We start from the raw sequence: 15,471 nt of genomic DNA, 5'->3' as shown, positions 1-15,471 counted from the left end.
CGCAGACCGGGTCACCAGCGGCGATAAGCAAACGTTGAGTGTTGCGTTAGCGGACTGCGCGTAGATAGTTCGGTAGGCCGCGAATCGGCTACAGTTTCGGTGTTTTCGGATCGGCCCGAACGATCACGCCGATCGTCTGTGGTACCTCGCGCGCTGGTGGGTCCCGGCACGTGGAATGGGAAGTGGGAGATCGTCATGCTGTCCAACGGTGACGTTTTTGCTGGGTATGTCATCGAACGGCAGCTCGGCCGGGGTGGCATGGGTTCGGTGTACCTGGCCAAGCATCCGCGGCTGCCGCGAATGACGGCGCTCAAGCTGCTGAATCGGGAGATGGTCTTCGACAAGGAGGTCCGCGCCCGCTTCGAGCGCGAGGCCGACCTGGTCGCGCAACTGGACCACCACAATATTGTCACCGTCTACGACCGCGGGCTCGAGGACGGCCAGCTGTGGATCTCCATGCAGTACATCGACGGCATCGACGCCGCCAGCGTGAATCCGCAGACGCTGCCGCCCGAGCGGGCCGTGCAGATCGTCGCCGAGATGGCCGACGCCCTGGACTACGCGCACCGCAACGAGGTGCTGCACCGGGATGTGAAGCCCGCCAATATCCTGCTGGCCCGCTCCACCGGCGGTAAGGGCGAGCGGGTGTACCTGACCGACTTCGGCATCGCGCGGCTGCGCGACGACAGCGGTCACCTCACCCAGACCGGGACGTTCACCGCGACCCTGGCCTACGCCTCGCCCGAGCAGCTGACCGGCTCCGCGCTGGACGGCCGCTCCGACCAGTATTCGCTGGCCTGCACGCTGTTCTGGCTGTTCACCGGGTCAGGTCCGTTCTCGGCGACCAATCCGGCGGCCGTCATCCAGGGGCATCTGCAGAATCCGCCGCCGCCGCTGGGCAGTGCGCGCGGCGGGCTGCCGCCGAGCCTGGACATGGTGATCGCCAAGGCCATGGCCAAGCGTCCCGAGGATCGGTTCCCCAGCTGCAGCGACTTCGCGGCCGCCGCCCGCCACGCCCTGGCCAATCCGAGCGCGCCGGCCATTCCGCTGGTGCAGCGCACGTCGCCGCCGATGCCGGTCATGCCGTACACCGGCGGGCCGAACCCGGTGGCGCCGTCCCCGACCGGGGGCGCCATGCCGACCGGTATGCCCAGGTATACGGGTGGCGCCATGCAGACCGGCAATCCGGTGACCGGAGGCTCGTACTCGACCGGTGTGCCGATGACCGGTGCGCCCATGCCGACCGCGGGCCCGCGTCCGCAGACCGCGCCGCCGTCCCCGGCGGTGCCGTATCCGGCTCCGACACAGGTCAATCCGGCCCCGCCCAAGCCGGTCGCCGGTAACTACACCGGGCGCGGGACCAATCAGTACACCCAGCCGCCGTCCTACACCTATCCGAGCCCGGGGCAGCCGCAGCGTCCGCCGGTCGCGCCGGTGGGGGCGCATCGGCCGGCGGCGCCGGCGAAGTCGAATACCGGCCTCATCATCGGCATCGTGCTGGCGGTGGTGGTGCTGCTCATCGTGGTGGTCGCGGTGATCGCGGCGGCGGGCAGCAAGGCCGGCGGCACCAAGGCCGGTGGTGCGCCGGGCAGTGTGGTGAACACCTCGGCGGGCGCCGCGCCCGGTGGCGCCCAGCAGATCGACTGGTCGGTCGCGGCCAAGCAGTTCCCGAAGCTGTTGCCCGCGGTCAAGACCGGCGGCAAGGGCTACAACGGCGCGACCTGCTGGGTGGCCGACTCGCCGGTCTCCTCCGACGCCACCGACGGCACCCCGGACTTCGGCGACTGGAAGGTGCAGTGGCGCTGCTACGGCGGCAGCAACAACAACGATCCCTTCTACCGCATCTTCGCCTACGACTCGGCCGCCACCGTGCAGACCGTCCTGAGCGGTCTGACCCCGGACACCAAGTCGCAGGACGCGAACGGAGGCAAGACCTACACCAACTACCAGCTCACCGACGACAGCCACCCACGGCTGGTGACCGCCTTCACCGGCGACAACAACCGCACCCAGTACCTCATGTACACCGACGGCCTCACCGGCAGCCTCGATCCGGTCCTGAAGTGGTGGAAGAACGCCCCCATCAACTGAGCTGCGGCATTCGAAACCCCGGCTCGATCAGGCTAGGGTCGGCGCAGTATCTGGTTCGCGGCCCGAGCACAGGTCGATGGAGCGCTTGTTCTGGACTGACGTAGCGGGGGAAGCGAAGCGGAGGAGCGGAGAAGGGAAGAACGAGACCTTCAGGGCCGCGAACCCGCCGCAGCGAAGCGGAGGCAAATTTATTCAGAAAGGGACGTTGTGCTGCGCGCTGGGGAAGTGTTCGCGGGTTACGAGATCGAACGCGAACTCGGCCGCGGCGGCATGGGGTCGGTGTATCTGGCCCGGCACCCCCGTCTTCCGCGGTTGATCGCGCTGAAGCTGCTGAGCCGGGACGTGTTCGGCGATATCGAGATCCGGCGGCGGTTCGAGCGGGAGGGTGATCTCGTCGCGCGGCTGGATCACCCCAATATCGTGCCGGTCTACGACCGGGGCATCGACGACGCGCAGCCGTGGATCGCCATGCGCTACATCGACGGTCCCGACGCGTCCCAGCTGGAGGCCGCGAATCTGCCGCCGCACCAGGCGATCCGGATCATCGCCGAGACCGCGCGAGCCCTGGATTTCGCGCATCGCCGCGGCGTGCTGCACCGGGATGTGAAGCCCGCCAACATCCTGCTCGAACGGCTGGACGGCGAGGAGAGAGTGTTCCTGGCGGACTTCGGCATTGCCCGCCTGCGCGACGACGCCACCAAGCTGACCCAGACCGGCTCGTTCACCGCGACGCTGACCTATGCCTCCCCGGAGCAGCTCTCGGGTCAGCCGCTGGATCCGCGCTCGGATCAGTATTCGCTGGCCTGCACGCTGTTCCGGTTGCTGACCGGGGATGTGCCGTTCGCCGCCGAGCATCCGGTGGGCATCATCCACGGTCACCTCAATCAGGCGCCGCCGCCGGTCAGCGCGCTGCGGGCCGGACTGCCGCAGGCGCTGGACGCCGTGCTGGCCCGCGCGCTCGCCAAACACCCTGAGGGACGGTTCGATTCGTGCGGCGAGTTCGCCGCGGCCGCCCAGCAGGCGCTGGAGAATCCGGCCGGGGCCACCGTGGTGGCGCACTCGCCGTTCGTTGCGCAGTCCGGCGGATCACCGGCGGCGCCAGGGCAATTCGGTCCCGCGCCGACGACCCCGTACGGTGTCGATCCGAATTCCGTTCCCGGACAGCAGCCGCCCGCGACCATGCGCTACACCGCCCAGGCGCCGGCGCCCGCCCCGCCCGCGCCGCGTTCGGCGCCGCCGCGGAAGAAGCGTTCGAAGCTGCGGGGCTGCCTGCTGGGCGCGGCGGCCGTCGTGGTGCTGCCGCTGGTGGCGGTCGGCGGGTGTCTGGCCGCGCTGGATCGGAGTGGGACCTCGCACACCCCGGCGACCACCTCCGAGGCGCCCACGCCGACCACCGACGACGAGCCGACCCCGACCGAGACCACCGATCCCGCCGCCGGTATCCCGGAGCATTCCGGCACCGACGCGCAGGTGCTCAGCCAGCGCTTCCCGCAGATGCTGCCGCAGTCCGACCCGAACGCCGACTCGAACTCCGGCACCGGCTACCAGGGCGCGGCCTGCTCGACCTACCAGCATTCCGCGCCCCCGCCCGACACCGGATCCGGCGATCCCGACCTGGGCAACTGGGCGGTGGCCTGGAACTGTGCGGGCGGTGTCGGCCACCCGAGCTACCGCTTCGTCATGTACCGGTCGGCCGCCGATGCCGAGGACGCCCTGAACACGCTGTCGGGGTTCTCCCGGTCCGACGTCAAGGTGCGCGGCAACCTGTACACGAACTACCAGCTCAGCGACAGCGCCCTGCTGCGTCCGCGCCTGGTGACGGAGTTCCACTCCCAGGACGGCAAGCACGCTTTCCTGATGTACAGCACCGGTTTCCTCGCCACCGACGACCAGCTGCTGGATTGGTGGCGGTCCGCCCCCATCAATTGAGGGCTTTTCGACGCGGGTGTTCGTGTGGAGTCTGTGAGGACATCGGCATCCGGGACATCCCGGATGGCGTCCATCCCAGAACCTAGACACACTGGACATCATGACTTCGAACGTCTCGGAATCCGCCACGCTCGAGCAGAGCACGGCCGCGGTCGCCGCCCGAGCGACCGATCTTGTGAAGATCTACGGATCGGGCGACACACAGGTTCGTGCGCTGGACGGGGTGACGGCCGAGTTCGCGAAGGGCGAGTTCACCGCGATCATGGGGCCCTCGGGCTCGGGCAAGTCGACCCTCATGCACTGCCTGGCCGGTCTCGATGCCGCCACCGCGGGCGCGGTCCACATCGGTGACACCGACCTGACCAAGCTCTCGGACAAGCAGATGACCACGCTGCGCCGCGACCGCATCGGCTTCGTCTTCCAGGCGTTCAATCTGGTCCCCACGCTGACCGCGCTGGAGAACATCACGCTGCCGCTGGATATCGCGAACCGCAAGACCGACGAGGAGTGGCTGGCGACGGTGGTCAAGCGCCTGGGCCTGGGCGACCGGCTCACCCACCGGCCCGCCGAGCTGTCGGGCGGTCAGCAGCAGCGCGTGGCCTGTGCTCGCGCGCTGGCGGGCAAGCCGGACATCATCTTCGGTGACGAGCCGACCGGCAACCTGGACTCGCACTCCTCCGGTGAGGTGCTCAGCATCCTGCGGGCGGCGGTCAACGAGTTCGGGCAGACGGTGGTGATCGTGACCCACGATCCGCGCGCGGCCTCCTACGCCGACCGGGTCGTCTTCCTCGCCGACGGTCAGATCGTGGACGAATTGCGGGAGCCCACCGCCGATTCCGTGCTCGACAAGATGAAGTCGCTGGAGACGCTCTGATGGCTGCCTCCCCGATGCGCAAGGTCGCCTTGCGCAATCTCGCCGCGCACAAGGTGCGCCTGGTGCTGACCGTGCTGTCGGTGGTGCTCGGAACCGCCTTCATCTCAGGGTCATTCATCTTCACCGACACGTTGCAGAGCACCTTCGACGGCATCTTCGCCGCCCAGGCCAAGGGCGTGGACGTGCGGGTGCAGCCCAAGGAGCAGCAGTCGCTCGGTGTGCCGAACGACGTGGTGGACAAGCTCTCCCACCTGGACGGCGTCAAGACCGTCGCGCCCAGCGTCAACGGCCCGGTGGTGCTGCTGAAGGACGGGCACGCCGTACAGACCGGTGGCGCACCGAGTTTCGGGCAGTCGTATCTGCCGCCGGGCAAGTCGGTGGCCGAGCCGGACAAGTTCATCGACGGCGTGCCGCCCGCCCAGCCGGGTCAGGTCGCCATCAACAAGGGCGGTGCGGAGCGGGCCGGGCTGAAGGTCGGCGATCACACCACGGTGCTGGTGCCGTCCAAGGGCAATATCGACGTCACCATCTCCGGCATCTACGACATCGACGCCTCCAATACCGGCGGGTTCGTCGCGCTGCAGTTCGAGGATGCGCAGGCCCGCCAGCTGTTCACCGACGGCCTGCACGTGGCGTACGTGGACATCGCGGCCCAGCCCGGGTTGAAGGCCGATGATCTGCGCGATCGGCTCAAGGCGGCGCTGCCCGACTACAAGGTGCAGGACGCCCAGCAGGTGCGTGACGACCTCAAGGCGCAGCTCGGCAATGCGCTGAAGTTCATCAACTACTTCCTGCTGGCGTTCGGGTCCATCGCACTGCTGGTGGGCACGTTCATCATCTACAACACCTTCTCCATGCTGGTGGCGCAGCGGCTGCGCGAGCTGGCGCTGCTGCGCGCGGTCGGCGCGAGCCGCGGGCAGATCTCGCGGTCGGTGGTGGGGGAGTCGCTGATCGTCGGATTGATCGGCAGCGCACTGGGTCTGGCGGCGGGCGTCGGCCTGGCGTTCGGCCTGTCCGGGCTGCTGAATGCCTTCAAGCTGGGGCTGCCCACCGGCACCATGTCGCTGCAGCCGCGCACCGTGCTGGTGGCCCTCGGCGTCGGCACCGTGGTGACGGTGCTCAGTGCGTACGCGCCGGCGCGGCGGGCGGCCAAGGTGCCGCCGGTGGAGGCGATGCGCTCGGAGTCCAACTCGGCCGGAGAGTCGTTGCGGCTGCGCACCATTATCGGCGCGGTGCTGGCGGTGGCCGGCGCGGTGCTGGTGGTGCTGGGTGCGCGCGGCACCGGCGGCAGTGCGGCCACGGTGGTCGGAATCGGCGCTGCCGCACTGATTTTCGCGGTGCTGTTCGCCTCCCCGGCGTTGTCGCGACCGGTGGTGAGCGGGCTGGGTGTGCTGGTGCGGCCGTTCGGTCCGGTCGGAAGGATGGCGCGCAACAACGCGATTCGCAATCCGCGCCGGACCGCCGCGACCGCTTTCGCGCTGACCCTGGGCCTGATGCTGGTGTCCGCCATCGGCATGCTCGGCTCCTCGGCCAAGGCCAGTGTGAGCGACCTGGTCGACAAGGGCGTGAAGGCCGACTACATCCTGGCCGGGCCGCCCGGCGGCATCATCGGCGTCCCGCTGGCCGCCACCGCCACCGTCGGGCAGGTGCCGCAGGTCAAGGACGTGGTGGCCTTCCACGGTGTCGCCCTGAGGGTCGACGGCAAGCAGGTGATCGGCACCGCGCCCGAGGGGCCGATGGCCAAGGTGCTCAACTACACCGTGGAGCAGGGCACCGACAAGCTCGGCGACGACGACATCATGGTGTCGGAAACCTATGCCTCCGACCATGATTGGAAGCTCGGCGAGAGCGTCGAGATCTCCAGCATGGACTACAAGAAGTTCAAGGTCACCGTCGCCGGCATCTACAAGGACACCCAGCTGCTGCAGAACATGGTCACCCCCATGGCCCTGTACCAGAAGACGGTTCCGGTCAGCTACCAGTCCAGCTTCCTGGTCCTGGTCGCCGCCCAGCCCGGCGCCGACCTCCCCGCCATGCGGAAGAACCTGGAGAAGGCCACCGAGCAGTACGTCATCGTCCAGGTCCTGGACCGCAACGACTTCAAGGGCGCCCAGGGCAAACAGATCGACACCCTGCTGGCCATCCTCTACGGCCTGCTGGCGCTGGCGGTGGTCATCGCCATCCTCGGCATCGTCAACACGCTGGCCCTGTCGGTGGTGGAGCGCCGCCGCGAAATCGGCATGCTCCGCGCGGTGGGCATGCAGCGGGCCCAGGTCCGCCGCAGCATCTATCTCGAATCCATGCTCATCGCCATCTTCGGCGCGGTGGTAGGCGTCATCCTCGGCCTCGCTCTCGGCGTAGGCTTCCTCAAAACCCTTGCCGACCTGGGCATTGCCACCATCGCCGTGCCCTGGGTTCAAATCGTGCTCATGCTCCTCGCCTCCGGCGTGGTCGGCGTCCTCGCCGCCCTCTGGCCCGCCGTGCGAGCCGCCCGCACACCCCCACTGGCCGCCATCGCCGACCTGTAAGCACTCCGGATCGATCTGGGCCCCTCGGGATTTCGATCCCGAGGGGCCCATTTCGTCTCCGCTGCCGCGGCCTCGCTGCCGGGGCTGAGACGAGTTGTCATCGGACGTTCACCCGGCGCGCCCGAAGAAGTCAGATTTGCTGCCTACTGTCAGCCGCCATGTTTGCTGTGGCCGGGGAGGGACTCGGGACGCGGGTCGTCCTGGAGGAACTGAGCCGTACCTATTCGGACGGGACCGGTTTGCTGCCCACCGATCTGGTGATCGAACCCGGGGAGTTCGTGTCGGTGCTGGGGCCGTCCGGGTGTGGGAAGTCCACGCTGTTGCGGCTGCTGGCGGGGTTGGATCGGCCGCAGCGGGGGCGGATTCGGCTCGGTGACGAGGTGGTCTGCGATGTCGGGCGGGGGGATTTCGTGCCGCCGCGGCGCAGGCGTCTGGGGATGGTGTTCCAGGACCTGGCGTTGTGGCCGCATCTGACTGTCGCGGCGAATGTCGGGTTCCCGCTGCGGGTTACCGGCGTCGCGCGCGCCGAGGCGGGGCAGCGGGTGGCCGAGGCGCTGGCGCGGGTCGAGCTGGCCGCGGCGGCGGAGAAGATGCCACATCAGTTGTCCGGCGGGCAGCAGCAGCGGGTGGCCATCGCCCGGGCGCTGGTGGCGCGGCCGAGCCTGCTGCTGATGGACGAGCCGCTGTCGGCGCTGGATGCGGCGCTGCGGGAGCAGTTGCGCACCGAGATTCGCTCGCTGACCACGGAATTGGGTCTCACCACGGTTTTCGTCACCCACGATCAGGCGGAGGCGTTGAGCATGTCCGACCGCATCGTGGTGATGCGGGCCGGGCGCGTGCTGCAACACGGTAGTCCGGAGGAGCTGTATCACCGGCCCGCCGATCTGTTCGTGGCCGAGTTCGTCGGCACCTTCAATCCGCTGCCGTCCGGTGGCGGTGTGCGCGCCGAGGCCGTGCGGGTCCTCGGCGACACGCCCGCCGCGCCAGACGAAGTGACCGTGTCGGGGACGGTCCGGTCGTCCGTCTTCACCGGCGGCGCATATCAGTTGCGCTGCGCGGTCGACGGCGTCGACCGGCTCTGGACGGTTCCGGACCGGCGTGCGCACGCGGCCGGGACCGAACTGCGGCTGGCGGTGCGGGCAGCCGACGTCGTCACTCCCGCTGCCTGAACCCGCTCTCCACCAGGCTTTTTCGAAAGGAATCCCCGAAATGTCGATGTCCCGTCGCGCTTTCGCCGCGGCCACGCTCGCGTCGGCGCTCGTACTCGCCGGTTGCGGTTCGGCCGCCGATGACACCGCGAAGACCGCGGTCACCAGCACCTGGACCGCCCCGGCGGGCCTGTCGGGCGAACTCACCCTGTACTCGGCCAACCCGCAGGAACTCACCGACGACCTGGTGGCCGCCTTCACCAAGGCGTCCGGCGTGAAGGTGAACGTCTTCGCCGGTGAGACCGGCAAGATCACCGCGAAACTCGATGCCGAATGGGCGAATCCGCAGGCCGATATCGCCTACCTGGCCTCCTGGACCCCGGCCGCGAAGTACGCCGCCGACGGCCGCACCCTGCCCTACCGCCCGGCCGGATCCGACCAGATCCGCGCCGGCTGGGCCGGCAAGGACGACGCCTTCGTCGGCCGCGACGGTTCGGCGCTGACGCTGGTGGTCAATACCAAGGCCACCACCGCCCGCCCGCAGGACTGGGCCGATCTGGCCGGGCCGGACTACAAGGGCAAGGTGATCATGCCCGACCCACGTGAATCCGGCACCGCCCGTGACCTGATCGCCGCCATGGTCGCGGCCTGGGGCAAGGACAAGACTTGGGAGCGGTTCGACAAGCTCTTCGCCAACGGCATGGTGGTGCACGGGGCGAACGGTCCGGCCCTCGACGATGTCACCGCCGGATCGCACGCCGTGATCCTGGGCGGCGTCGACTACTCCGCCTACGACGCCATCGCCAAGGGCGAACCGCTGCAGGTGATCTCGCCGTCCTCGGGCACCACCATCACCCCGCGCCCGGTGTTCGTGTTGAAGACCGCCAAGAACCCGGCCGCGGCGAAGGCGTTCCTCGACTTCATGTTCGCCCAGCAGGGTCAGCAGATCTCGGCCGCGCACAAGATGATTCCGGCGCGGCCCGAGGTGTCCGTCGCCGACGGCACCCGCAAATACGAGGACGTCAAGCAGCTTTCGTTCACCTGGGACCAGGTGAAGAGCAGTGGCAGCGACGTGCTCGCCGAATTCACCAAGCGCTATCTGGGCGCGGCGTGACCGCACGCCTCGACGAGGCCGCACCCGGTCGCGCGGCCACCCGCCCGCGCACCGGCGGCGGGGTCTACGCCCTGCTGGCGTTGCTGCTGGTCGGTGTGGCCGCGCCGCTGGTGGCGGTGCTCATCCGGGCGGTGACCGGCTACGACGGGCGGCCGTCCGCGCTCGGGCAGCTCACCGAATCGGCGAATCTGCGGATCGTCGGCAATACGGTTTTGCTTGGTGTGCTGGTCGTGGTCATCGCCACCGTGATGGCCGCGCCCCTCGCCTTCCTCATGTCGTGGACGCCGCTGCGGCGGCACCGGTGGATCGACATCGCCGTCATGGTCCCGTTTCTCACCCCGCCGTATGTGGCGGCCATGGCGTGGCTGGACTTCACCCGCGTCAACGGTCTCGCCGAGCGGTGGTTCGGGCCGTTCGGCGCGGGGTTGCGCGCGGTGGTGGAGACCCCGGTCGGGATGGCGGCCATCATGGCGTGCGAAATCTTCACCTTCCTGTACCTGCTGCTGCGCAACCGGCTCGACACCATCCCCGCCAGCGCGGATGAAATGGCCGCGGTGGCAGGGGCATCCGCCGGGCAGCGGCTGCGGCTGGTGCTGGCCCCGCTGCTGACACCCACCTATGCGCTGGGAGCGTTGATCGTGTTCATCCGCGCCGCAGGCGAATTCGGCACACCGGTCACGCTCGGCAATCAGATCGGCTTCCCGGTGCTGGTGTCGGAGATCTACGGGAACGTCACCATCGACCCGCTGAATTTCCCGCGGGCCGCCGCATTGTCGAGCCTGCTGCTGGCGATGGGCATGACCGTGTGGGGGCTGCAGCAGTGGGTGAGCCGCCGCGATATCGGGTTCGGCGGCCGCGCCGCGCGCCGCGCCACCGTCGGGACCGGTCGCTGGACCGCGGCCGCGCTGCTGTGGCCGGGCCTGGTGCTGCTGGTGTCGGTGGTGGTGCCGTATATCGCGATCCTGCTGGGCGCCATGACGATTCTGCGGTCCAAACCGCCGACACCGGACAATCTCACCTTCGACTACTTCGCGCGGGTACTGCGTCCGGGCCGGGGGCTGGAGGCGCTGCAGAACAGCGTGGTGCTGGCCTTCATCGCGGCCACCGTGACGACCGTGCTGGCCGTCGCCTGCGCCCTGGTGATCGTCCGGCGCGGCCGGGATGCCGTGCCGCGGGCGCGATCCGCGGCCCGGCGAGGCGTCGATCTGCTCGGTATCGCGCCCGACACCGTGCCCACCATCGTTCTGGTCATCGGCTTCATCTTCTTCTGGAACGCGCCCTGGCTGCCGGTCACGCCGTACAACACGCGCGCGATGGTGGTGCTCGCCTATGTGGTCATCACCCTGCCCATGGCGTTGCAGCAGGTGAAGATCGCCTATGCCGCCATCGACGACACCCTGCTGGCGGCCGCGGCCGCCGCGGGCGCGAACACCTGGCAGATCCTGCGCCGCATCACGATTCCGCTGCTCGTCCCCGGCATCGTCGCGGGCTGGCTGCTGGCGTTCCTGCTCGGTGTGCGTGAGGTCGTCGCGTCCTCGATGGTGCGGCCGTCCTCGCTGCCGCTGCTGTCGCCGTGGATTCTCGGCCAATTCGATCAGGGCCACCGTGCAGAGGCCATGGCCATGACGGTGATCGGCGTGCTCAGCTCGACCGTTGTCCTGGTGATCCTGGAGTGGTGGCGGCGCTGCCTCACCGACCGGTCCACCCGATGATCCGGCTGGCACACGTCGCCGATATCCACCTGGGCGCCCGCCTGCGGGCGGTCCCGGACTATCCCGGATGCCCCGCCATCGATCCGGTCGAGGACGCCTACGCCGCCTTCGCCGCTCTCCTGCAACGGATTCTCGACGAGCGCTACGACGGCGTCCTCCTCGCCGGCGACCTCTTCGACCGGCACGAAGCCACCCCGCGTGCCCTCGCCACCGCCGAACAGGCGCTGGCCGACCTGCACGATGCGGGCATCCCCGTGGCCCTCATCTGGGGCAACCACGACGCCGAATCCACCCTCCCGCAACACCTCCGGCTCCCACCCACGACCTGGCTCGCCCCCGCCGGCAACCCTGCCACCCACCACTGGCCCGACCTCGGCATCGCCCTGCACGCCCAATCCATCGCCGCCCGCGACGACCTCCGCGACCTCGCCGTCGGCTACCCCACGCCCCTCGCCGCCGCGACCAACATCGCCCTCCTCCACACCAGCCTCACCGGCGAACACAGCCGCCGCGCCTGCGCCCCAACCACTCTCGCCACGCTGGCCGCGCATGGCTACGACTACTGGGCCCTGGGCCACGTCCACCAGCGCACCCACCTCGGCCCGGCCTCCTACGCGGGAAGCCCCCATCCCGCCCGCAAGTCCGAGACGGGCCCGCGTGGTTACCTCGAACTGCGCCTTTCCGGCACCTTTACTACCCACCCCGTCGACACCTCGCCGGTCATCCGCGAACCTCTCACCGCCACAACAGAAGACGACATCTGGAAGCAGTTCGACAACTACCCGCCGACCGCCCGTCTCGTGATCTGGACCCTGAACGCCCCCACCCACCTCCTCGCCCCCGCCCGCGCCGCAGCCCGCAACTACCCCAACTTCGCAGTGGCGCTCCCCTGATCGCCGGATGTCGCTGCCGGCGACCCGCATTGCCGCCTGGCCGAAGAGCGTGCGTTCGGCTGATCTGCTGCGTCGCGTGATGGCCACACACGGCCCAGTTGCTCGACCGACGTGGGCAGCGGCGAGTCGGCTCGAATATCGGGCTGCCGGGGGCCGAAGGCTCCGGGGTGTGGCGGGTTACGCGTCGCGAATACCGACGTTGAGGAGGTGCAGGGCTGCGTCGACGGTGGCGGCGACGAGGGTGTCGTCGAGGGGGCCGGTGGCGGGGAGCATTGCGTGCAGCAGCAGGGGGCCGGTCAGGATGTCGGAGACGACGGTGGGATGAGTGAACGGTGGGATCTCGCCGCGGTCGACGGCGCGTTGGAACATTGCCTGGGTCGATCGGCGGCGTGGCGCCATGAAGGCTTCGTGGAACAACGCACTCCATTGCGGGTCGCCGCTGAGGTCGCCGAGCAGGCCGGCGATGCCTGCTGCGACGACCGGGGTGCGGAAGAACTCGACCTGTAGGCGTTGCAGCTCGATCAGGTCGCCGCGCAGGGTACCGGTGTCGGGTGCTGGATCGGTGCCGAAATGCCCGGCCAGGGCGCTGGCGATGAGGGCGACGCGCCCAGGAAAGCGGCGGTACAGCGCGGTGCGTGTGGTACCGGCCACGGTAGCGACGCGGTCGATGGTGACTGCGCTGTAACCGTCTGTCAGCAGCAGCTGTTCGACGGCGGTGGCGATGGCGGTGTCCAGGGCCGTATTGCGGGGGCGGCCCATCCCGGCGGATTTACCCTTGTCAGACATACGCTACGGATTGTATCGGATTAACTCTTGCCAGACATACGCTACACAACGTAGCGTATGTGCATGGGTGAAATCTGGATCATCGGCGCGACCGGCCGCGCCGGGCGAAACATCAGTGCCGAATTACGTGCCGGTGGGCATCGGATCGTGCTGGTCGGCCGCAATGCTCAGCGGCTGGCCGAGGCCGCCGCGACGATCGAGGCGTCGGGCGGGGTACCGCCACGGACGCTGGTCACCGATGATCCGCTCGGCGAAATCGCTGCGGGCAGACCGGACGTCGTCGTCAACACGGTCGGGCCGTTCGGTACGACGACGGTCCCGACCGCGCAGGCTTGTGTGGCCGCGGGCAGTCACTACGTGGATCTGGCCAACGAATTCCAGCCCGTGCAGTCATTGCTGGAGCTGGATTCGGCGGCCCGGGCCGCAGGGGCGACCCTTGTCACCGGTGCAGGATTCGGCACCCTCGCCAGCGAAGCGCTGGTCTACGAGCTGTGCGCGGGGCGCCCGGCCCCGATCCGGGTCCGGGTCGCGGCGATGCCCGTCGTGGACGGCCTGGGTCCGGCGGTGCTGGCCAGCGTGGTGGATGCGGCGGCGACCGGCGGGCTGATCTACCGGGACGGCCGCCTCGTGCGGACCCGGCTCGGCGCTCACCTGCAACACACTCCGCTGCCCGACGGCACCGCGCGTGCCACAGTGGCGGTACCCACCGGTGAGTTGGTAGCGGCGCTGCGCGCCTCGGGCGCCGGTGCGGTGATCGCGACTTCCAGTGAGGTGCCCACCGGCCGTATGGCGCGAGCCTCGCTGCCGATGGTGGGCGCGGCGCTTCGGGTGGATGCGTTGCGGCGCACCGTGATCCGGCTCATCGACCGCTGGCAACTGACACCACCGAGCACGCCCGGTGAGATCTCGTGGGCGTACGCGTGCGCGGAATGGGAGGGCGGGGAAACACGCCAGGCGTGGTTGCAGACCGGTGAGGGCTACGCGTTCACCAGCCGGGTCGCGGCCACGGTCGCGGCCCGGCTCGCCGGCGGCGACGGCCGCCCCGGCGCGTTCACCCCCGGCGCATTGTTCGGCCCCGATCTCGCCCGCTCCGCGGGCGGCACCATCACTGTCGACTCCACGGCGAAGGACCCGCGATGACCAACACCACCCGAGAGCACGTGCGTATCCCCGCAGGCGCGGACACCGAACTGGACTGCTGGCTGTACCTGCCGTCGTCACCGGCTCCGCATCCGACGGTGGTGATGGCGCACGGCATCGGCGGAGTCAAGGCGGCCGGGCTGGCACCGTTCGCGGAGTTCTTCGCCGACAACGGCTTTGCTGCCCTCGTATTCGACTACCGGCACTGGGGCCGCTCCGGCGGCGAACCACGCGAGTTCCTGTCGATCCGCCGCCAGCGCGAGGACTACCGCACCGCCCTCGCGTGGGCGCGTCGCCACGACTCGCTCGACAACGACCGGCTGTTCATCTGGGGAACCTCCTTCGCCGGCATGCACATCCTCGATATCGCCGCCACCGATCCGGCACTGGCCGGAGCCATCGCGCAATGCCCCCTCGTCGACGGCTTGGCCGGGATGGGGAATGTGGCTCCACCGCGCGCGCTGCGCCTGACCGCCACCGCAGTGGCAGACGCGCTCTCGGGCGTCGCCGGCAACCCGCCGAAATACCTGCCGCTCAGCGTCGGACCCGACAGCCTCGGCGTGATCGCGACAAACGACTCACTGACTGGACTACATCGACTCACCCCGACCGACGGAGAGCCCTGGCCCAACCGCATCACCGCACGATCACTGCTCGACATCGCCGTCCACCGCCCCGTCCGAACGGCCCACCGAATCCAATGCCCCCTACTGATGGTCGTCGCCGAATCCGACACCATGGCCCCTACCGGACCCGCCACCCAGGCCGCCGCGCGAGCGCCCCGCGGCGAGCTCTACCGCAGCCGCGGCGGGCATTACGACGTCTATGACGGCGGGATCGACCACTCCGACGTGCTCAGAGTAGAGCTGGAATTCCTCACCAGGCACGCCCGATCGGCACGCCCAACCTCCTCGTAGCGCGAACCGGATGAATTTCGCCTGGTTCGCCGCAACCCCGTCGGCGATTCGGCGACCGTTCGAAAGATCCCGCGATGAAAACATCGAAAGGACGGCGGTAAGCGCAATCACTGTGGAAACAACAGTCCGGCGAACGCATCCAGATGAAGTCGGACGGCTGGGATAGAGGGTTGTGCACCGACTGACAGCCTGCAGCGAACTTCGGACTCATGGCCGCGATGCTGGGTCTGACGAAATAGCGCCAGCTCCCTCACCTCATCCGCTCGCCCCGGCACCGCCCTGGGATCATCCCTGCGGCCACATCACCTGGCTGGCTCCAGCGAACTCGAGTGCGCGCTC

11 protein-coding genes are annotated in these 15,471 nt (G+C 69.1%); 10 read left to right on the top strand and 1 reads right to left on the bottom strand.

What is annotated here, in order from left to right; translation table 11 throughout:
- Positions 1-195 precede the first annotated feature (195 nt).
- The 8 genes from ACFXHE_RS04435 (at position 196) to ACFXHE_RS04400 (ending at position 12,289) form a co-directional block, all read left to right on the top strand.
- On the top strand, positions 196-2,091 hold the full coding sequence (locus ACFXHE_RS04435; protein ID WP_379379673.1) for a serine/threonine protein kinase: 1,896 nt from the start codon (positions 196-198) through the stop codon (positions 2,089-2,091).
- A 207-nt stretch (positions 2,092-2,298) separates the two neighbouring features.
- Positions 2,299-4,020: a serine/threonine-protein kinase gene (locus ACFXHE_RS04430; RefSeq protein ID WP_379379671.1), complete on the top strand. Its 1,722-nt coding sequence runs from the start codon at positions 2,299-2,301 to the stop codon at positions 4,018-4,020.
- A 100-nt stretch (positions 4,021-4,120) separates the two neighbouring features.
- A complete protein-coding gene (locus ACFXHE_RS04425) occupies positions 4,121-4,894 on the top strand; it encodes an ABC transporter ATP-binding protein (protein ID WP_379379669.1) in 774 nt (257 codons plus the stop codon).
- A complete protein-coding gene (locus ACFXHE_RS04420) occupies positions 4,894-7,422 on the top strand; it encodes an ABC transporter permease (RefSeq protein WP_379379667.1) in 2,529 nt (842 codons plus the stop codon). Before ACFXHE_RS04425 ends, ACFXHE_RS04420 begins: the two co-directional genes overlap by 1 nt.
- A 158-nt stretch (positions 7,423-7,580) precedes the next feature.
- A complete protein-coding gene (locus ACFXHE_RS04415; RefSeq protein ID WP_379379665.1) occupies positions 7,581-8,591 on the top strand; it encodes an ABC transporter ATP-binding protein in 1,011 nt (336 codons plus the stop codon).
- A 40-nt stretch (positions 8,592-8,631) separates the two neighbouring features.
- Positions 8,632-9,684: an extracellular solute-binding protein gene (locus ACFXHE_RS04410; protein WP_379379663.1), complete on the top strand. Its 1,053-nt coding sequence runs from the start codon at positions 8,632-8,634 to the stop codon at positions 9,682-9,684.
- A complete protein-coding gene (locus tag ACFXHE_RS04405; RefSeq protein WP_379379661.1) occupies positions 9,681-11,396 on the top strand; it encodes an ABC transporter permease in 1,716 nt (571 codons plus the stop codon). The genes ACFXHE_RS04410 and ACFXHE_RS04405 overlap by 4 nt, the downstream gene beginning before the upstream one ends.
- Positions 11,393-12,289, top strand: coding sequence for an exonuclease SbcCD subunit D (locus ACFXHE_RS04400; protein ID WP_379379659.1), 897 nt, complete (start codon positions 11,393-11,395; stop codon positions 12,287-12,289). The genes ACFXHE_RS04405 and ACFXHE_RS04400 overlap by 4 nt, the downstream gene beginning before the upstream one ends.
- Before the next feature lie 177 nt (positions 12,290-12,466).
- On the opposite strand, the gene ACFXHE_RS04395 is transcribed toward ACFXHE_RS04400, so the two are convergent.
- A complete protein-coding gene (locus tag ACFXHE_RS04395) occupies positions 12,467-13,075 on the bottom strand; it encodes a TetR/AcrR family transcriptional regulator (RefSeq protein ID WP_379379657.1) in 609 nt (202 codons plus the stop codon).
- A gap of 63 nt (positions 13,076-13,138) precedes the next feature.
- Here ACFXHE_RS04395 and ACFXHE_RS04390 point away from each other — a divergent pair, with 63 nt between their 5' ends.
- Complete coding sequence (locus tag ACFXHE_RS04390) at positions 13,139-14,215, top strand: saccharopine dehydrogenase NADP-binding domain-containing protein (RefSeq protein ID WP_379379655.1); 1,077 nt, start codon at positions 13,139-13,141, stop codon at positions 14,213-14,215.
- Complete coding sequence (locus tag ACFXHE_RS04385; protein ID WP_379379653.1) at positions 14,212-15,132, top strand: alpha/beta hydrolase; 921 nt, start codon at positions 14,212-14,214, stop codon at positions 15,130-15,132. Before ACFXHE_RS04390 ends, ACFXHE_RS04385 begins: the two co-directional genes overlap by 4 nt.
- Positions 15,133-15,471: the final 339 nt, after the last annotated feature.

This window comes from Nocardia sp. NPDC059229 (assembly GCF_042754165.1).
Lineage (GTDB): Bacteria > Actinomycetota > Actinomycetes > Mycobacteriales > Mycobacteriaceae > Nocardia.
This window is presented reverse-complemented; position numbering and strand designations above follow the sequence as displayed.